Source organism: Alicyclobacillus sp. SP_1, from assembly GCF_024706985.1.
GTDB lineage: Bacteria > Bacillota > Bacilli > Alicyclobacillales > Alicyclobacillaceae > Alicyclobacillus_I.
In genome coordinates this window covers 95,249-114,732 of the sequence record NZ_JAMCCX010000061.1, presented here as the reverse complement: position 1 = coordinate 114,732, position 19,484 = coordinate 95,249, and the positions used below count along the sequence as shown (strand labels likewise).

General features: G+C 53.1%; 19 protein-coding genes. 5 read left to right on the top strand and 14 right to left on the bottom strand.

Annotated features, from left to right (window positions below):
• Positions 1-97: 97 nt before the first annotated feature.
• Complete coding sequence (locus M4I36_RS13635) at positions 98-298, bottom strand: CDGSH iron-sulfur domain-containing protein (RefSeq protein ID WP_258112300.1); 201 nt, start codon at positions 296-298, stop codon at positions 98-100.
• Positions 299-379: 81 nt separating this feature from the next.
• Positions 380-757, bottom strand: coding sequence for a toprim domain-containing protein (locus M4I36_RS13630; protein ID WP_258112299.1), 378 nt, complete (start codon positions 755-757; stop codon positions 380-382).
• A 247-nt stretch (positions 758-1,004) separates the two neighbouring features.
• On the opposite strand from M4I36_RS13630, the gene M4I36_RS13625 reads away from it, so the two are divergent.
• The 4 genes from M4I36_RS13625 to panC all read left to right on the top strand — a co-directional run bounded on the left by M4I36_RS13625 (position 1,005) and on the right by panC (position 4,522).
• Entirely contained in the window at positions 1,005-1,502 is a 498-nt protein-coding gene (locus M4I36_RS13625; protein ID WP_258112298.1) for a hypothetical protein, read from the top strand.
• A gap of 363 nt (positions 1,503-1,865) precedes the next feature.
• On the top strand, positions 1,866-2,738 hold the full coding sequence (locus M4I36_RS13620) for a DUF2520 domain-containing protein (RefSeq protein WP_258112297.1): 873 nt from the start codon (positions 1,866-1,868) through the stop codon (positions 2,736-2,738).
• Positions 2,739-2,774: 36 nt separating this feature from the next.
• Positions 2,775-3,674, top strand: coding sequence for a 3-methyl-2-oxobutanoate hydroxymethyltransferase (gene panB, locus M4I36_RS13615; protein ID WP_258112296.1), 900 nt, complete (start codon positions 2,775-2,777; stop codon positions 3,672-3,674).
• On the top strand, positions 3,671-4,522 hold the full coding sequence (gene panC / locus M4I36_RS13610; RefSeq protein ID WP_258112295.1) for a pantoate--beta-alanine ligase: 852 nt from the start codon (positions 3,671-3,673) through the stop codon (positions 4,520-4,522). The genes panB and panC overlap by 4 nt, the downstream gene beginning before the upstream one ends.
• 128 nt (positions 4,523-4,650) lie before the next feature.
• Here panC and M4I36_RS13605 read toward each other — a convergent pair whose 3' ends face one another.
• The gene (locus M4I36_RS13605; RefSeq protein WP_258112294.1) at positions 4,651-5,199 is read right to left on the bottom strand and encodes a hypothetical protein; all 549 of its coding nucleotides are present in this window, start codon (positions 5,197-5,199) and stop codon (positions 4,651-4,653) included.
• Positions 5,200-5,282: 83 nt separating this feature from the next.
• Positions 5,283-6,029 carry a nuclease-related domain-containing protein gene (locus M4I36_RS13600; protein WP_258112293.1) on the bottom strand — a complete coding sequence of 249 codons (747 nt, stop codon included), beginning with the start codon at positions 6,027-6,029 and terminating at the stop codon, positions 5,283-5,285.
• A 237-nt stretch (positions 6,030-6,266) separates the two neighbouring features.
• Here M4I36_RS13600 and M4I36_RS13595 point away from each other — a divergent pair, with 237 nt between their 5' ends.
• A complete protein-coding gene (locus M4I36_RS13595; RefSeq protein ID WP_258112292.1) occupies positions 6,267-7,292 on the top strand; it encodes a BMP family lipoprotein in 1,026 nt (341 codons plus the stop codon).
• A 40-nt stretch (positions 7,293-7,332) separates the two neighbouring features.
• Here M4I36_RS13595 and M4I36_RS13590 read toward each other — a convergent pair whose 3' ends face one another.
• From M4I36_RS13590 to M4I36_RS13545, 10 genes are all read right to left on the bottom strand, one after another.
• Positions 7,333-7,539 carry a hypothetical protein gene (locus M4I36_RS13590; protein ID WP_258112291.1) on the bottom strand — a complete coding sequence of 69 codons (207 nt, stop codon included), beginning with the start codon at positions 7,537-7,539 and terminating at the stop codon, positions 7,333-7,335.
• Positions 7,536-8,306 carry a COG4280 domain-containing protein gene (locus M4I36_RS13585; RefSeq protein WP_258112290.1) on the bottom strand — a complete coding sequence of 257 codons (771 nt, stop codon included), beginning with the start codon at positions 8,304-8,306 and terminating at the stop codon, positions 7,536-7,538. The genes M4I36_RS13590 and M4I36_RS13585 overlap by 4 nt, the downstream gene beginning before the upstream one ends.
• A 13-nt stretch (positions 8,307-8,319) precedes the next feature.
• Positions 8,320-9,432, bottom strand: coding sequence for an ABC transporter ATP-binding protein (locus M4I36_RS13580; protein ID WP_258112289.1), 1,113 nt, complete (start codon positions 9,430-9,432; stop codon positions 8,320-8,322).
• Positions 9,433-9,478: 46 nt separating this feature from the next.
• Entirely contained in the window at positions 9,479-11,113 is a 1,635-nt protein-coding gene (locus M4I36_RS13575) for an ABC transporter permease (protein ID WP_258112288.1), read from the bottom strand.
• 130 nt (positions 11,114-11,243) lie between these two features.
• Positions 11,244-12,332 carry an ABC transporter substrate-binding protein gene (locus tag M4I36_RS13570; RefSeq protein ID WP_258112350.1) on the bottom strand — a complete coding sequence of 363 codons (1,089 nt, stop codon included), beginning with the start codon at positions 12,330-12,332 and terminating at the stop codon, positions 11,244-11,246.
• Positions 12,333-12,517: 185 nt separating this feature from the next.
• A complete protein-coding gene (locus M4I36_RS13565; RefSeq protein ID WP_258112287.1) occupies positions 12,518-13,906 on the bottom strand; it encodes a sugar phosphate nucleotidyltransferase in 1,389 nt (462 codons plus the stop codon).
• Positions 13,907-14,085: 179 nt separating this feature from the next.
• On the bottom strand, positions 14,086-15,630 hold the full coding sequence (locus tag M4I36_RS13560; protein WP_258112286.1) for a hypothetical protein: 1,545 nt from the start codon (positions 15,628-15,630) through the stop codon (positions 14,086-14,088).
• Between the two features lie 108 nt (positions 15,631-15,738).
• Complete coding sequence (locus M4I36_RS13555) at positions 15,739-16,869, bottom strand: class D sortase (RefSeq protein WP_258112285.1); 1,131 nt, start codon at positions 16,867-16,869, stop codon at positions 15,739-15,741.
• 2 nt (positions 16,870-16,871) lie between these two features.
• Positions 16,872-18,230 (bottom strand): GDSL-type esterase/lipase family protein, encoded by a 1,359-nt coding sequence (locus M4I36_RS13550; RefSeq protein ID WP_258112284.1) that lies wholly within the window; start codon positions 18,228-18,230, stop codon positions 16,872-16,874.
• A gap of 251 nt (positions 18,231-18,481) precedes the next feature.
• Positions 18,482-19,471, bottom strand: coding sequence for a hypothetical protein (locus M4I36_RS13545; RefSeq protein WP_258112283.1), 990 nt, complete (start codon positions 19,469-19,471; stop codon positions 18,482-18,484).
• Positions 19,472-19,484 lie beyond the last annotated feature (13 nt).

Here is a 19,484-nt window from a genome sequence, read left to right as displayed (position 1 = left end):
AAGGCACTCCACCGAGGAGTGCCGATGTCGTGCTCAGAGGAGTCGATACGACGCTGTTCACAAGGCACGCGCCGCTGTGAACGTCTATCTGCAAAATTTAAGCTCGAGAGACATCTTGAAAGCCAATTTCGCGATGCGTGCCGTCACAAAATGGCTTGTTCTTCGAATGGCCGCAGCGGCACAGTGAAAAGGATTCCTTCACCTCGAAATGATTGCCTTCAGCATCCTCGAGAATGACAGGACCCTTGACACGGAGCGACCCGTTATCATTGACTTTGATGATAGTTGGCTCTGACATGACAAACCTCCTCACTTCAACTAGGAACCTATGCACTCGACATGTTGCACCCGGTTCATTCGACGCGAGTAGGAAACTCCGTCAAATGTCCCGACGAAAGCATACACCATCGGGTTCTGCCACTGCAAAGTGAGCTTCAGCGAGAATTTTTAGCAAATATTCGAGCGGCGTGCGCGCGACTTCTCGATACATTCTGCGCGTATACAGATGGCGGGCATTCGGCAATTCCCGCCGCAGTTGCTGACGCAACTTGTCGCCGGGGGCATCGGCATCGACTAAGATATAGACATCCTCCTGTTGTAGCGGGACAATCTCCTCCTCTAATTTTTCGTAGGACAGGGTTCCTCGTGTACAGAGAATCCGCACGCGCTCCCGGAGAAGCTGTTGAATGCGTTGGCAGTCCGTCTTTCCTTCGACGATAATGACCTTTTCTCCGACAGGTGCGCTTGGTCGAGTCATTCCAGCATCCACCTTTCCTACATCGGGACGTGCTTAAAGCCCACTTTGCTCCGGACCACAGCGCGTGTCCGTCCATATATAGTATGCCACGATGTTTTGTATCTGTAGAGTCGCTTGTACGCGTCTCTGGCCACCCAATGGTCAAAAACTACCGTTTCTCCTCATCGCATGGGCCATCACCTCTTCATCTGCGCTGAAGAAGCCGTGACACCGACAACATAGAGTATGGAGAAAGGAGGCGAACTCAGTGGCTTCTTCGAAAAGTCATCGGCAACCAACAGGTACACACGCTCGGTCTACCAAGCGCGTCGCTCCAAAGTCCACACGGAGCGGGCCCGTTCGTGGGAAATCGCGAGTAAACGCTGGAGCATCGACTCAGCCCGTCGATGCAGAGCTTTGCTTTCTGCCCCTCTTTTTGCTGCCCATGCTCGGCGCATGGGGCGGGACTCGCGGGGCAAAGCGCATGATGGGCGGAAACACGGGACGTGGATTTGGAGGATTGGGCGGCTTCGGAGGATTTGGCGGAGGGAATCGACAGCCATCCGGGACTGGAAATGCTAACTCATTCCCTTTTGGAGGCGGATTTCCGTTTGGAGGCGGCTCTCCTTTCGGCGGTGGATTCCCGTTTGGGAACATGGGGCAGCAGCAACAGGCAAGAGGCGGATCGAACAGAGGTTTTGGCGGATTTTGGTCACCCAAAGCATGGACTGGCGGTGGAATGGGGGGCTTCCCTTTTTGGTTTTGAGAGCATTCCATGGTCCGTCTCGCTCGGTCACTCCTCCCCACGAAAAAGAGAGCGACGCATTCGTCGCTCTCTTTTCTTCTGCTGTCTGGACTCAGGCAACTGGCGTGGTCGTGCAGGTGGTGGTATAACCCGGGACGAGCAGGAAGAAGAGCACGAAGATGATGAGAAACACCACTGCCCAGCGAGTATATCCGCCGAATACTCCGTACATATGCAATCCCTCCTAGATGAGATATTGGTGCGGGGCACGTTGTAATAAATGCAATGGAGCCTGCGATTGGCAAGGATAGGCGTCTAGATTTGCCCAATTTGGTACACTGATTTCAAGCATGCTGACATGCCAACAGAGAGGGGGACATTGCTGTGCGATGGCTGATGATGGGTTGCGGAAAGGCGTCCACTGCGCTGTCACAACTTCTCCTCGCGGTCAATGAAGACATTGTAGGGGCGGTGACGCCTCGGCCCCACGCGAACGCTGGACAGAGATATCGCCAGCGGTTTCAGACTCCGGTGATGGATTTGGACGAAGCTCGTCAGAGCTCCCTCTGGGGGCACATCGACATCATCGCCGTCTGCACACCAGACGATAGAATTGCACAGACAGCGCATCTGCTCAGTCAATGCCAATCTTCGGCCACGATGGCTATTCATCTGTCGGGAAGTCTCGACCATCATGCACTCGATGCCTTGAGAGACGTGGGTGTGTCGACAGCTAGTATGCACCCGCTCGCGGCCCTCACCGAGTCTTTGCCGGACGACTGGGCCAAAGGAATTTATTTTGGCTTGGAAGGCGACGAGAGGGCCGTAGCAACCTGCTGCGAATTCGTGCGGCGATGGAATGGAGAGGTATTACTTCTGAACGCGAGTGACAAGGCGAAGTACCACGCTGCCGCAGTGCTCGCCTCGAACGCGCTGGTTGCTCTGGCGGACGTAGCGGCCCGACTCATGCCTGGCGACGCCGGCATCCACCCCCTGTTGCCCCTGATGCAAACCTCTCTCGACAACATAGCGCGACTCGGCATTAACAAAGCGTTGACCGGACCCGTGAGTCGGGGTGACACAGCCACGATTTCGAGACACTTAGATGCTCTTGCTTTTGATCCCGTTTTGCTGCAACTATACCGGGATTTGACAACCGTCATGGCACAAGTAGCAGACTCGGTCGATGGCGAGCATCCGGCGCGACGGCAGCAAATTGCGGAACTGTTTGCAACTCGAGGGTGGACAACCTCATAATAAGGCTATTTACGGCACAGAAAGGGGGCTCCAGAGATGAGCCAAATCACCACGAAGACGTTGCTGCAGATGAAGGCGCGCGGTCAAAAAATCGCCATGGTCACCGCCTACGATTACCCAACCGCAGAGAGAATGGATGCGGCTGGTATGCATGTATTGCTCATCGGGGACTCCCTCGGAATGGTCGTACAAGGTCATAGCACGACCATTCCAGTCACGGTCGACGACATGATTTACCACACAAAAATGGTTGCTCGCGCAGCCAAACAGAGTATGGTCGTTACGGATATGCCATTTTTGACACAGAGCATCAGTCCGGAAGATGCTCTCCGTCATGCTGGTCGCATTCTTCAGGAGGGTGGCGCACAGGCGGTCAAACTCGAAGGCGGCCGAGAGGTCGCGAAGACTGTGGCCCGCTTGGTCTCCGCGGGCATTCCTGTGATGGGTCACATCGGTCTCACTCCACAGTCTGTGCATGCCTTTGGAGGATTTCACGTTCAGGGAAGGACGAAACAAGAAGCGCTGCGCTTGCTGGACGACGCTTTGGCGCTGGAAGCTGCAGGAGCATTCTCGGTCGTCCTAGAAGTAGTTCCGGGTGAAGTCGCGAAAGTCGTCAGCGACAGCTTGAGCATACCTACCATCGGCATTGGCGCTGGCGCCGACTGTGACGGTCAGGTGCTCGTCTTTCACGATATGGTGGGATACACGGCTGGCTACATTCCAAAACACAACAAGCGCTACGCACAGGTCGGTCGTACTATCGAAGAAGCGGCCAAAACATATATCGAAGAAGTGCAGTCTGGGCTGTTTCCGGGCACGGAGCAGACGATTCATCTCCGGGAGGACGAGCGCGAGATACTCCTCAGTTTAGAGGCAGCACGGCTCGGGCGAATCCGTCAGAATGAACCAGACACCGTGGAGGAACCGAAGAAATGAACATTGTATCGACCATTGCAGAGGTGCGGGCCGAAGTAACTCAACAACGAGCACTAGGTCAGCGAATTGGGTTCATTCCCACGATGGGTTACTTACATGAAGGCCACCAGAGTCTGGTCAAGGCAGCGAAACGTGCGAATACGTTTGCGGTCTGCAGCATTTTTGTCAACCCTACGCAGTTTGCTCCCGGCGAAGACTTTGACAGCTATCCGAGAGATGCAGCGCGCGACCAGGAACTGCTCGAATCCGCTGGCTGTGACCTACTGTTTCGGCCTACAGTGGAAGAGATGTACCCCCGACCCACGGTGACTTATGTAACGCTAGACACACTGTCCACGCGGCTCTGTGGCAAGAGTCGACCCACGCACTTCCGGGGGGTTGCGACCGTCGTCGCAAAACTGCTTCACATCGTGCAGCCCGATGAGGTCTTTTTTGGTCAAAAGGATGGACAACAGCTACTCGTTATTCGGCGGATGGTAGACGATTTGAATTTCCCTGTCCAAGTCACGAGCGTTCCAACGTTTCGTGAAGCCGATGGACTTGCGAAAAGCTCCCGAAATATTTACTTAACCCCGGATGAGCGCCAACGCGCCTCCATTCTCTATCGCGCCTTGACCGCCGCAAAGCAAGTCGTAGATGCTGGTGAGCGAGATGGGCAACGCGTGCGCCAACATCTGCTCGCCACGCTGTCGTCCGAGCCGGACTTCTGCGTAGATTACGCAGAAGTGGTTGACGCGTCAACTTTGGAACCCCTCGAAACGATTCGTGGCGATGTGATGATGGCCGTCGCGGTCTACGTAGGTAAGGCAAGATTGATTGACAACTTTCAATTTCATGTGTCTGGATAATCTGCCATTGACATCGATGCCTTGTCGTTTCATCGAAGTGCACCACAGGCATGTCGAGTTCGGATGCCATGGCCCAAAACGTGGCCAACCCATCGAGAACGTGTGCAAAGGAGTACCGAGTTTAAACTTCAGGAGATTGGCTTCAAGCTCTGGACAAACGAACGAATATCGGACAGCGACCAAGGAGACGATGTTTCGCGCGGTATGACCATTAAGTACATGCCATTTTGCAGAAGGATGGTCAACGCGTGACGAGCAGGCGCATTTTTCTGCTGAAATGTATCCCACCGCACATCTGACGCCACGGCCTGAAGTCCTGCGAGTGGCAAAGACTCCTCACTATTGGGGTCCTCCAGCACCAAGGCGTGTCGCGACTCGTACAGCACCTGCTTTTCGTACTCGAGAATTAACACGCCGCCCTTGTCCGCACGCACCGACTCCAACTCGGTCAGCCCAGGCAAGCCATTTGGCACATACGCTTCTGTCAGTCCCGCGCGAGTCAAAGCACTCTGAACCGCCGTTCCAGTCGTGGCGCGCACCGTTGGCGCCACTGCGACGGCTAAGGCAACGAGCATGAATGGCCCGATGGCTACCCGCACCCACCCATCTCGCCTTGGCATGCGACTTACAGAACGGCCACCGACCGCACAGGACCGAGTCGTTCGCTGAAAAACCACTGTTCACCGCATCCTTTCAACGTCGAGCATTTTCGCAAGGATGCCCCACCTGTCGGCCGTTTATGCACAGCGCTTCGGGTGAGCTACATCAGACAGTCAGACAGCACCTCCCCAATTCTTTCACGTATCTCCTTGGAGAGCGGTCTGCGATTCGATGCTAGGATGAAGTCCATCAATTTTTCTGTTCCCTCGTCTCCGGCAGAAAAAACCGGGATTTTTGAGAAGCCGGTCATTTCAACGTCCGTATCGGGATGGACAAAGTAAACAATGCCTTGAACCCAAACGTGAATCTGCTCTTCTTTCAAGCGCTCGGCGAGACGATACACGTGCGTCCCTACCTGCTTCACTGGAGAATACATCTGCTTTTCATACACATGACCACTTTCGGTCGTCTTAAACTGCGTCCAATCCGCATCATCTGCGTTTCCCACAACTCGCCCGTAGACATTTTTCGTTTCAACGACGAAAACACCGGTTGGACCGACGACAACGTGATCGACTTGGCTTATCTTTCCATCCGACTCAATTTCCAAATCAGAGTATATAACATACTCTCCGGGGAGATTGGAGAAAGCCTCCTCCGCTTCTTTCTCTCCCGCCAGCCCCACGCCGAGTACTTCCAGCTCACGACTCGTGCGCCTCATGACCATTGCCGAGACACTGACGATCAATAAGCCGAACAGCGAATACATCGGCTTCGTGAACGCTGGTCCAGCGAGAAACAGTAAAATCCCTCCAACCATCCACCAACGGGCAGACCGCTTCCGTCGCCGCCACCGCTCGAGATGGACTTCCAGATGATTCTTTTCCCCAGTGACCACTTCCGCCATACGAATTCTCCTCAACCTGTTGGTTTGTCTGATAGATAGTGTTGCCCAATAGGCATCGACCTACACCAAATACTCGCGATTTTCTCTCCCATACCATTCATGTGACTGAGACGACCACGCATGAGACAGCGGTCTTCGTGGCATCTTAGCAAAAACGCGGGGAGTTCTCCACGCAATAAAAAGTGGCACGCAATAAAAAGTGGACTGAGGAAATTCGCCAAGTCGGGGGAATGCGATATGAGGAACGTCTGGTCTGTCACCGGGACGGTGGCCATCGTCTGTGCAAGTGTGACTGGCTGTACCGTTCCACGCCAAGATCAGCGCGATGGAACCGCCATGTGGTCGAACACCGAGGCGAGCTACGCCATTCCGTTTCAAGTAGGGGTTGTCACGGATACACGCGGCTTAAACGACATCGGCACGCACGACGACTCAGTCGCTGGATTGCAGCGGTCAGAGCTCGCCTTTGACTGCACCGGCGGAGTGATTCAATCGCATACAACGGCCGATTATGTGCCTAATGTCAACGCCTATGCTAAACAAGGATATCAGTTAATTGTGGCAGACGGCAAATCCCTGCAGCCAGCTGTGGCAACCATCAGTCGCAAGCATCCGCGAACCAATTTCTTAATTCTTGGAGCGGAAGCAACGGCGAGCAAAAACGTTGCAGGTGCTGTCTTCAAAACCGAAGAAGGGGCTTATGCGCTGGGATATTTGGCGGGACTGCTCGAGCGCGAGAAGGCGCTTCCTGGACTTAGAGACAAGTCTGGTCGTTCGGTGGTTCTCTTGGAAGACATCCATAGCCCCAACGAAATGCGCGAAGTTCGGGCATTTGCAACCGGACTACATGCCTCTGATGCAGCACTGAAGGCGCGCGTGATTTCGTTGCCGCCCATGTTCGGGACGGCAACGATTGAAAAAGCCAGTCTCGGCGCGATTCAGACTGGAGCCGACATACTCTACGGTCCGAGTAGCAGCGAGACCATGCCCATGATAGACGCCGCCAAAGGGCACCAAGTTTATCTCATGACCGGGAGTCGAGATTCCCTTAAATTAGACCCAAAACAGGTCCTTGGTAGTGCTATGCCAGCAACGGGAGTCGCCGTCTACAATACCGTAAAAGCTGTCGATGCCAACGAATTTCGCCACACGACCACCGTTTACACACTTAAGAATCACGGAATCGATCTGCACATCAGTTCCATCTGTCCACTCGCCGCGAGGTTACAGATGGATCACCTGATTGCCGACATGAGTCGCTGACCAAGATGCCTATACCGCCGACCGATGTCTGCGTTGTTTGTCATTTAGTCTTGTTCCGCTTCAGTCTCCACTGGTGGGCGACAGATACCCACAGTGCAACAATCAATCCGAGCCAAATGACGCCCGCCCCCAACAGGTGGAGATGGGCAGAACTAACGATGGCCGCGACAATCAGAGCCACCAGCAGAATGGACGCCAAGCGGCCATCATCAACGAGGAGCCCCCATAGGGTACGAAGCACTTTCATCGTCCATGCACCTCCACGGAGTGATCGTCAATGTTAGCCTGAGAAGACGCCACCACGCGCTTCGCACGCGCAACCAACAGCAAGGAAACAAGGACCAAAGTGGCCACGAGATAGACAACAGACAATTCTCCTTGTGGCCAGGTAACGCGAAAACTCTCCCCTAACCAGAAAGACCCAAACGCAGTGAGCATTACACCCACAACAAATTTCATCGTGTTTTCTGGAATCGTGGAAAGTGGGCGACGAGCTGCCACCCCCAACAAAACGACCACCACCGTGGCAATCAAGGCACCGAGAATGGCAGAAGACATCGAGTGTGACGAGAGTCCAAACGTCAAAACAATGAAAATAGCCTCCAGGCCTTCCAAGAACGTTCCGCCAAACGTGGTTGCAAACGCAAATCGGTCGAACGATCCGCCGGATTTCCCCGCAGCTTTCTGCCGTTCTAACTCCTTCTGATAGCTCTCTGCTTCGTTGTGCAATGCTTTCAAACCTGCGTAGCGGAGAATCGCTTTGCGCAACCATCGAATTCCAAACAGAAGCATGAATAGGCCGATGATCATTTGCAGCCAAAGAATGTGCATAACGGATACCAGGGGTGCACCTATGATACCAACCAACACAGCCAGCAGAACAACTGCTGCCAACGCTCCCAAGAGAGCGCTCTTAAAGCCTCGAACCGCACCGACTGCTAAAACAATCGTCAGCGCCTCAATAAACTCGACTCCTGTCCCAAGTAACGTCGATCCCAATGCAAATCCATTCATATTTTTCCCTGACTCACCCACCTAAGTGCGTAAGTTTCGCGGTTTCGCCTCCTTCTACGAGTCTTCCGCTTTCAGCCGGAACGTGTAAAAATAACTGAGTTCCAATGGCAAATTCATCGGCGCTCCACACCTCCACGGTCTGCGGAAGCTGCCTCGTCGCGTCTTTCACCTGAACCCGATATTGCCAAGTGAACCCATGATACGCCCTCGCTTGTATGATGCACGGCAAGGATGAGTGCAAAGAGGAAGGTGTCGCTTCGTAGGACAAACGCAATGATGACGGGCGAAACAGAACCATGGGTTGTTGCATGTGAGCAGGACTCCCGTGAACGCGAAGAGTGGCACCGCTCCATTGTATCATACTGAAATTCTCCGCACTTTCGCGAAATTCCGCCTCAATGACGTTGGCTGCTCCCATAAAATGCGCAGCAAACACCGTTTGTGGATTGTCAAACAGCTCTTGTGGAGTTCCCACTTGTTCGACGATTCCATCGTGAAGGAGAACGATTTGGTCCGCCATACTCAGAGCTTCCATCTGATCATGCGTGACGTAAACCGTCGTAATCTTGGCTGATTTAATAATGCTGAGCAAGTCCCAACGCATTTGCTCTCGCAGTTTCGCGTCCAGAGACGATAAGGGTTCATCCATCAGCAACACGCTTGGATTCGGCGCCAAAGCGCGGGCAATCGCAATGCGCTGTTTTTGCCCACCCGACAACTGATGTGGATATGCATTCACATAGCCTTCCATCTGCACCGTTGCAAGCACTTCCTGAACTCGAACAGCAATCTCTGGCGCTCGTCGGCGCTTGACTTTTAGCCCAAATGCCACATTCTCATAGACTGTCAAATGAGGCCATAACGCGAAATCTTGGAACACCATTCCGACATTTCGTTTTTCCGGAGCCAACGTCACGCCTTCGTCCGACCACGTCTGGCCACCCACGACAATTTCCCCTCCATCAATATCGAGGAAGCCCGCTAAAGCGTTCAGCAGAGTCGTTTTTCCACATCCTGAGGGTCCCAGAAGGGCGGTGAATTGACCTTTTGGAATGGACAAGTCAATGCCCTGTAAGACTTTTTTCCCGTTAAACTCTTTGCAAACATCTTTCAATTCAATCTCCACGATAACACCTCCGAAACCGCACTAAGGCGTAAGCATGACGTCAACTTCACGGAGTTGGAGAAGTGACCGCCTTCACTTCGCTCGGTGCCTTTTGTCTTCGTCGCCGAGAAGCCGTCTGAAGTTCTCCGCCGACTAATCGCGATTCCAACAGACGACCGAGACCATAAAGCACAAACACAATGACCATGCCGATGACTGTCAATGCTGAACCTCGCGCGTACTCAAATGCATTGAAAGTCTTTTGAATCGTCTCCGGAAATGGCGGATATCCAGCCGGATAGAGCAACGAGGATGCCGGTAACTCAAACATCGTACCTGTGAGCGTCATGAAAAACGTCGCGACCGCTGTAGCGCGCACGAGCGGCAACACGACTCGCCGCAAAACTGTCCATTGCTTCGCTCCCAGACTGGCAGCCGCCGTAAGCAAGTTTGGTGACATTTGATTCATTGCCCCAAGTTGGAGTCGAATTGCGTACGGTAGCGACCCTGCCAAATAGGCCATTCCGAGACAGATGGGCGTGCCGTAGATGACTAAGTGCAGCGGAATGAGCCAAACCGCATTGTAAGCAAAGATGAATCCCGCAGCCAGCACAATGCCCGGCACAGCGATGGTCGCAATCATGATATTGTTGACCAGACGCGTGGCCACGGTTTTTTTGAAAATCATAGTAAACGCCAGGTACAAGCCAAAAACCATGGTCAACGAAGCGGAAATAGCGGCGTAAATCATGGTTCTGCGCAGAGACCCGAGTCCGCCGCTGCTCAGTTCCAAGGCTTGATGATAGTGATGCAACGTAAAGTTGTGGAACGCTAGACTGGATGCGGAATCCTTCAGTAGAGACTCGAGGACCGTAGACCCGAGAGGCAGTATCAGTGCAAAAAAGAGAATGACCAAAGACACAGCAGTAGCACTCGTGAATCGATGAGACCCATGCGTAGCCGCAGCTCTGGAGTGAGTCGAAATGGTCGAATAGGACCGACCTCTCATCCACCTCATTTGTAACCAAAACGCAATGGCCATGACCACAATGAGGATGAGTGACAGTCCCGCTGCAGAAGGATAATCTACAGGAGCTTCATTTAAAGACGCATAAATTTGATAGGTGATGAGCGGAATATGCGTCTGCGGAGTGATAGCCGCAGCAAATCCAAAGTCTCCAAACCCTTCAGCAAATGCGATGGAAGCTCCCGCCAAAAGAGCGGGCGTCATCAACGGCAAGGTAATTTTACGAAACAAATAAGTTCGCTTGGCCCCGAGCAGTCGTCCTGCTTGCTCAAACTCTTTGCCAATGTTGCGAATCGACTGCGACATCGCGAAATAGACAAACGGAATGTATCGAAGCGACATCACGATAACCAAACCAACTCTTGAGAAGAACCAATGAGACCAACCATTTGGGAGATGAAACAGCTCGGCGGCAATGCCACCGTCTTGCATGAGACTGACCCAACCTTGGGCAATGACATAAGATGGAGCAAAGAAGACAATCCAGACTCCAGTGTCAATGGTCAGGCGCCACCCTCGATGCGCGCGCACGGCACCGAAGGCACAAACTGTGCCGAGCGCGGTTGCAAAAATTGCCGAGACGAGACCTAACACAAGCGAATTCAAGACCGCTTCGAGATTAAGCGGATTGGCGAAAACTTGCCTCAGCGGACTAAGAGATGGAATCAAGCTCATATGGACCCCAAACAAATTTGGAAGAACTGTCTGAGCCAATAGGGTCAAGAGTGGGTAAAGAATCAGAATAAAGAAAAGGAGAAGGCTGGGGGCCGCACCCAGCCAATCTCGAATGTGTCGTACCGAATGTTTACTGTGTGATATTGTCATGGAACCACTGTTGAATAGACGCTTCGTTGTTTGCGGCCTTTATGTCATTCACGCGGACCCAGTTAATCCCAGACTGCTGACGCGCAGGATTTGGGGTTTCGCCTTGGATGACAGGATTAAAGTAGCTATCCCCACCGCCATTTTTCGGATTTAGCATAACCTTTTGTCCCGCCGGAGAGAGCACAAATTCAATAAATTTTTTGGCATTTGCCATGTCCGGCGCGTTTTTGTCAATCGACAGAACGTCAGGAAGGGTAAATACGCCACCCGACGGATAAACAATCTGAATCGGTTCACCCTTCGCTTTGGCCGAAATCATCGCCGAGTCTTGAATCATGATGGCTTTGACCTGTCCTTTGAGCAGGGCCTTTAAAGTGACTCCATTTGTCGGAAACACGTGCAAGCCATTCTTCTTTAAATTTGTAAAGTACTGTTCAGCACCGTTGGTGCCCTTGAGCTGCATCATTCCTGCGACAAAAGGAAAAGTTGGGCCTGAAATAGCGGGGTCGTTCATCGCAATGGCGTTTTTCCAATAGGGCTTCAACAAATCGCTCCAATGGGTCGGATAGTCCGCCGCTGGAACTAATTTTGTGTTGACGCCGATAGCAGCGGCGGCCGTTACACCACCTGGGTAGTACGATTTATCGGCCGGAATAAGCGACTGTCCGAGTGTATCGTAATTGCTCACGTCGTCAGGCGTCCAATTTTGCAACAGCATGCCTTGATTATCCAATGCTTGCATCGTCGATGCACCATCAAACCACGCCACATCCCAATGAGGATTCGACTTTTCTGCCTCCATCTTGGCCACGATGGTACCAGTCGAGTTGTTGACTAACTTGACTTGAATTCCGGTCGCCGCCTGGAACGCTTTTGCGACAGCGGCATCATATCCTTGAGCGGAGTAAAGCACGAGTTGACCCTTATTGCCGCCGGTCGCAGTGCTTGCCGGTTTGGAACCGGTACCCGCCGCGTTCGCGGAGGACGCGTTGTTCCCAGTGCCACAGCCCGCAACGGCACCAATACACAGGCACGCCAAGCTCCCAGCCAATGCCGATTTTCTCCACATCTTCTTCAAAATAAACACTCCCCTGCGATGGTCAACTGAGCATGTTTGCCAAAGCGTTACGGCACATTTGCGTCAAAAGAAGACTAGCACGGAAGTGTAAAGCAACTGTAAACATACGGTGTAAAATCCGTAAACATTTCAATAAGAAACATGAAAAAATCTTATATTTCACTAAATCGATGGAATTAGTGTTGCCACACTGCGCTTCGCTGTCGACCCAAAGAGCATGCGTTTTCGACTTCTTCCCAGGTAGAGTATCGCCTCAAAATGTCTTCTTCTATTAACTCGCTACCACGCTGCACTTCAACCAGCTTCAGCTCTTGAAACGCACGAATCGCATGCCACTGTTCCGCATAAATGCGCACGACATCTCCAGCCGCAATGGGAAAGATACGCGTGTCCAGCGCAACTTCTCCAACACCCGCCAAAATCGTCCAAGTCTCCGTGCGCTTAAAGTGCTTTTGATAGGAGATGTTGCTTCCGGGCTTGATTTCAATCCACTTTGTCAACACTTCTGCATCTTCCAACTTTTGATAGTCCAGCACACGATACGAGCCCCATCTTCTTTCTTCGTACATGGGGCGATTGGCGAACGGTTTGATGGCATCTTTGAGATGTGCGGACATCTCTTTATCCGTAACCAAAATCCCGTCTGGTGTGGCTACGACGACAGCTCGCTGCAAGCCAATCGCCACCACCGGGATGCCGAGTTCATTGATGACATGCGTTCCGTCGCAGGCGGTGGCGTTCCCGAGCCCCGCAACGGTATGGCCCATCTCTTCCGTCAGCGTCGACCATGTGCCGAGGTCTTTCCATGTGCCAGTATAGGGGATGACGACGACTGAAGCCGCACTCTCGACCACTTCATAGTCAAACGAGCGCATGGGCAATGTCTCGAAGCCATCGCGAAATTCCGCAAAAGTGGACGGCAGACCGCGCAGTTCTAAAAGCGACCGCAAATAACCGGCGCGAAAAGCGAAGACACCACAGTTCCAAAGCGCACCCTCCCGAATCAACTCCGCTGCGAGCGATTCTGGCGGCTTTTCTACGAATCGATGGACTTGGTGCCACCGCACACCGTCTGAACTCGGGTGCACTGAAATATACCCAAACTTGCTGGTCGGTTCCGATGGCGTCACGCCCATCAAAGCCAAATTTGCTCCCGATTCAGAGAGTACACCTTCGAGCTTGGCGATGGTCTCAAAATAGTGGTCATCGACGAAGTGGTCAACTGGCACAACCGCAACCACCTCACTCGTCGATACAGTCTCTACGTCCAACAGATACAGTGTTGCGAGAGCGATGGCGGGGAACGTGTCCCTGCGCATCGGCTCCTCAATGAATGGAACTTCGCCAATTTGATGCAACACGGTCTCCCATTGTGGTTTAGACGCACAGACATAGGCCGAACCGTCGAGTCCCACGTCTTGCAATTGCCCCCACACTCTTTGCAACATCGATATATTCGTATCCTGCGGTCCGCGCAGAACCTTTAAAAATTGCTTGGAACGTGCATCATTCGACATGGGCCACAACCGCTTACCTGAGCCGCCCGACAGCAAAATCAATTTCACCGACTGGAACCACCCTTCTCCTCGACACTTGCATAGGCTATACCTTCCGTCAAGACCTGCAGCGGATGCCACCTTACTTTGCTCACCATTTGATCTGAGTTCTCATCAAAGTTCACGCACCTATGCGAATTCGCCAGTGAGAAATGAATATCCTGCCGAGCCCCGCAGGAAGTGAAGGGTCATGGAACTCTCGGCAAAGTCCTTGAAGCATCTTTGACATATGGACGATACCAGCGCACACCTATACTAGGAGATATTCCGTCGGATGGATTTCGAACAATCATCTGCGGCAAAATCGTGCGCCCGTTACAGAGAATTGAAGTTCGGTCGGGATGGGCAGTGTAAAATGTGAGTCCACGCAGATCCGTGAGACAGGGAACGTGTTTGCCGAAGACCGGATCGTCCAGGCTATCGATGTTGATGGTCGTCTGTCCGGCCTGCTCTGTGACCGTGTATCGTATGGACTGGTGCGCTCTGTTGTAGGCGAGCAACCGACTGGTACGGGCAACGAGAATTTTTCCCTGCGCCTGCCAATTGGCGAGCGTGCGCAAGCTCTGGACAGCATCCGGAGGAAGACACGGCTTTGCGGAGTCTGAGGCGAGATGCTGCGCGACAACCACGTACCCGTTCATTTGAACGAGGTGGCGCAAATGGGGTATCGACAACTGAGCATCCAAATCTTTGACAGACCAGAGCCAATGAACTGCGCCATCTTTGGTCACACCATCATTCGTGTACCGCGAAAATCCGTACATTTTTTGCCCGTCTGGAAGGGTCACGACCGAGAGGACACTTTTTGCTCCAAACTGCTGGCTGTGAAAATCGGACCACATGTAACGGACTCCGAATTCGCGGGTAATGTCCGTGTGATAATACGGGGAATTCGTCACTGCTCCCTGTTGATAATGAAAAAAAGGCCGCAAGTGACGGGAACCGAAATTATCCACATTCGCCGTGTTCCCATGGTCAATCCACACTGAAACGAACGGCGCATGCCGCGACTGCCAGACGTTGTGCGCCACCTTTGCAAAACGGCGGTGAAAGCGCGTATCGTGACCGGACTGCGTAGAAAAGTCTCCATAGGAATGCATACTGTCCATCCAACCTACTCGTAAAAAATGGTCAATCGCGTCGGCGGCATACGGCGTTCCTGTGGTACCACGAAAATAGGCAAGTTGCTGAGTCAGCGGGATGTTGCCGACATCAATGACGGATCGGTCGTTGGATCCGTTGTAGAAAAAAAAGGAATCCGCCACATCCAGGCCAAGTCCGTGTCCATACGGCGTATTGGCCGTCGTATTGAGAAAGCGGTGTATTTCGTTGAATTTGCGAAGGGTTTGATGGTCTGCATCCGAACAGATAGCCAACATCGCACGATACGGATAAGGGAAGGGCCGAAGTTGAACGGGCACTGCGGGCGACAGGCGAAGACCGTATGTCACAGCGGACTTATGCGCCACAGCGGGTTTCTGCGCCGGGAAAGACTCGCGTTCCACAGCGTCGCGCTCACCGTTCGGCTGGCCCGTGGAGGAACCGATAGAACCGAGAGCACACGTGACAGGTCTGGAGATCCACGAAGAAGGATAATCCGTCGTTGGCATCGAGCAAAGCCACACAGACATGGCACCGCTAGATACAAGCAAGACCCGCATGGCCTGCGGGGGCAGGCGCCTTCGTTGTCCGCGCCGTCCTGGACTCCCTGCTCTCCCTCGTCGCGAAAACATCGCTCTCACCTCCACAGAATGGCACCGCCACGCGGCCACGGCAACAACCTTTTGCAGTGGGCGTGGCGGTTTCATGGCTAGTGGAAGTGTCCCCGGACACGTTGCTGTTCATTCTGGAAGAAATGTGCACTTCGTGATGTCTAAGTAGCGCCCATCCAGCACATGGGCGACGATGCGAATTTCTGTTTTGGACGATCCCGATTGAACAACGGCCACTCCTTCTGCCGATTTTAGAGTATTTCCATCGACGTGTAAGACGATGTCGTAACTGGAAGCATAAGATACGCTGGACAGCGATTTTCCATAGAGTGGATTGTGAGCTATCTCAAACTGCTCCCATGTCCATTTGCTGGAGTGGACAGTCCCTTTCAAAATGGCGTACAAATCGGAGAGGTTGGTCCGCGCCGATGTGTGAACGACCGCCAAAAACAGCTCCGTCATGGCATTGACAGCCGACAGCGGCGCATTGCTCTCTTGAAACGACTCGTTGGGATGTCCGCTATACGTCAACGTTCCCATGGGTAACGGATTGTTTTGCAACAAAACTGGCCCGTGGAGCAGAGACTTAGGAAGTTCGGCCTGATAAGTTGCGCCTCCGCTGGCTACCAATGGCTCGGTGTGGTCGACGGTATCGACTAACTTCGCAAAGACAAGATACCGAGTTGGCGTCAAATAAAGAGCATTGAGTGGATAGCACGCCTCTAAAATCAAACTGGGCCGAAGCGTGTTTGGCACCGTCTGACCCACGTGTACGACTTCACTTCGCTCGACATGATAGGTATAAGACGCCTTCGGAGTTTCGACGATGACCGTCTGCCCTTTCGTCAACTCATTAATGTGCCGAAACCAAGTCGCATTGTGCGCTGCAATGACGGTCGCCCCTGGCTGCCCTGGCATGGCGCTGGTCTTTAAATGTCCAGCGCCCACATTCAACACTGTGGACGACGTCCCCTGCAAAATCGGCGCTTTGACGTGCAGACTGGGGATATCAATCATTCCGAGTAGAGGTGCGTCCGGCGTACCGCCGAGGGCCTCTGTCAGCGCGGTGGCCACCGATTGAATCGGTGCCAACGCTTGCCGACCAGGTCCTCCGCCGTTCACCTCTCGCTCTGCGCGCTTGAGCAACGTTTCTCCTACGACATGAGACCGCATGTAAAAAAGCGGGATACGCACACCAACGGCAATGCCTGCTGCCAGCAAGACGACTCCTGTGCCGACCAGCCAAAAACGAGACTTCATGGTTACACTCGCCGTTTACGAGCGAGACCGAGGAACGTTGCGCCAAGAGCCAGCAGCAGTAACGCAAGACCGCCTTCCATGAAGATAGGTTTTCCGGTCACAGGCTTGGTGGCACCAGGAACTGCAGCAACCGTCGGGCCAACCACGACGTAATCGCCAGGCATACTGGAAACAATCGTTGCCTTGCCAGTCGTCACCGACGCATTCACCTTAGTTGCCCCAGAAGCACTCAGAACATACACTTCGTCGCCTGGTTGTATGGACGAGTTTTCTAAGGTCAACTGATAAGGTTTTGTCAGTTTGACACTCGCCTCAAAGTTGACAGCGAAGTCGCTGACTATCTTCGTCTGCTTAGGGGCCACACTCGCTAAAGCAGACGGAATTTCACTCGAAAACAGGAAAGTGCTCGATTTTGTGAGGTCATGACTGGGGAAAGACATCGAATAGCCGACCGATGTGCGAGCCGCACCGAGAATCCCACTCATCGTACCGCCAGCCTGTCCTACATATCCCACTTCCGTCGCCTGTGCTACATCGTGAGACTTTGGCAACGGCTGCTTGTCCGCCGCAAGTGCCGCCTCGCCAACACTCGCCAATACTTGCTGACCGAGAACCGTTGGATGAATATCGTCACGATAGAGGTCTACGTAGGTCTCTTGGTGAGAGGCGAACGCTGAGTGCGCATGAGCGATATAGACATTGGGGAAGGCCTTGCCAACCGATTCAATAACCCCGTCCACTACCGTCTGAATTTGATTGGTGACATCGTGTACACCAATGCCGCTCGGGAATGGATTGTAGAGCGTATACAGAACAATTGGCGCAGAGGTCTCTTTGCGCAACGTTTCCAAGGTCACGACTAAATTGTCTTTAAACCTAGCAATGACAGCTGCCAATGCCTGCTCATCGGCGGACGTCAAAGTGACTCCATAAGTACTTTCGATGGTGGTTGGATTCAATAGGCCTAAGTGGCTCGCGAAATGCAGCAAGTCATTGCTTCCAATGTCCAGCGTGATGAGGCTGGCACCGGAGACCGCCCGTTCGAAGTTCGGAGTTGTGACGTTTGCCACCAAGTCCGTCGAGGTCCAACCCGGACTCCCAAAATTCGTGACAGACAGGTGATATTTCTTGCCCATCAAGGCTGGGAATGCATCAGCCGATGGAATCGTGTTCTGATGCGTGTCGCTCAAATTAAACCCAAATGTAATCGAGTCACCCAAAGCAACCAACTGACCGTTCGTTTTCACAGCCGAAACCGGCATTGTAGCTGCACGTGCTGGCGGCGCTGCTGCCACGGCAAGCATCCCAGTGGCACATGCAGCACCCACCAAACCGCCTATCTTCTTTTTCAATCCGCCCATACCATCGTCCCTTCCCCTCAAATCCGCGAGTGCGATTACACATTGTCCTGAGTATTCACGATACACGGATTACCAAGTTCTGAGTCTCATCATATACCAAAACAGAATCAGGAGGGAAGGTAGAAGTCACGGCGATAGAAACATTTACGCAGAAAGGCGCCGCCGATACGATGGTCGACGGCACCCGTCAGACAAGAGCCATAGCTTCGCTTGCTTCCACGTTGACGACGCAACGATCCACGGCAACTAGGTTAGCGGCTATGCACGGCAGCCTCCATACGCGAGACGGAAAGCGACTCGCGTAACCAGTCGGCCGACTCCTCTTCCAAATCCGCAAACACGGCCAAGGTAACTCCGTCTTCCATCGGATAAAAGCGAATTTGCCCCTGCTCGCTGTAGACAAACGACTTGTGAATATGCATTCCACCAATTTGCGTGCGCAGTTCCTCAAGAACTTGTTGATAAGCCCGCAGAGAAGCCAGTAGTTGAGTGTCGTAATCGCGGTCCGACGCAATATCTGCGTCTCCTTGAAACGCTATCCACCCTAAGACGCGCGAGTCCTCTGTGAGTTGATGAAAGCGGCGAATCCACAAATCTGACAGGGCAACGCCTGACGACGGCGAGACGACTCGAAACGGATAGCGGCTGGTACTGACACGTTTCATCGATGGATTCCCCGAAAACGACTTAGGCTCGCTGGAAGAAGTGGTGGTTTGGGCCGATGCCGTTTCGGTTTCCTTTTCCACGGCCACGTCACTACTGTCAGACTCCGACTGGACGTCCGCAAGCAAGAGTTGAAGAAGTCCGCGAAACTCCTCCTCTTCTGAGTCCACCGCTCCCTCCGCCGTTTTTGCCGGTGGTCGATAGGTCAATAAGTCGGATAACACGGCTTCCGTCTTCTCCCGCAACGTGGGCTCACGGTGCTGAGTCTCCACTGGACTTGGCGCAGTTTCGACTTCCGCAACGGATTGACCGAGCATCTGCCGCAGAACTCGCTCCATCGCAACGTCTAAGGTCTCCGGAGCAGGTTTCTTTGTGGTCGATATAGGTGCAGAAGCCGCTGCTTTGGCAGAAGGGGACTGCGATTTCTGCGCATTTTTCTCATCAACAGAAACGGCACTGGCACTCGCACGCACGGGCCCCTCGCTTTTTTGACCAACCTGCTTCTGCCCATTCGTTGTTTCTTCTGTTGCGTCCCCCAAGTCTTTTAACACGTCTTTCAGAAGTTCTTCTAGTTCCATTCTGATGTCCCCT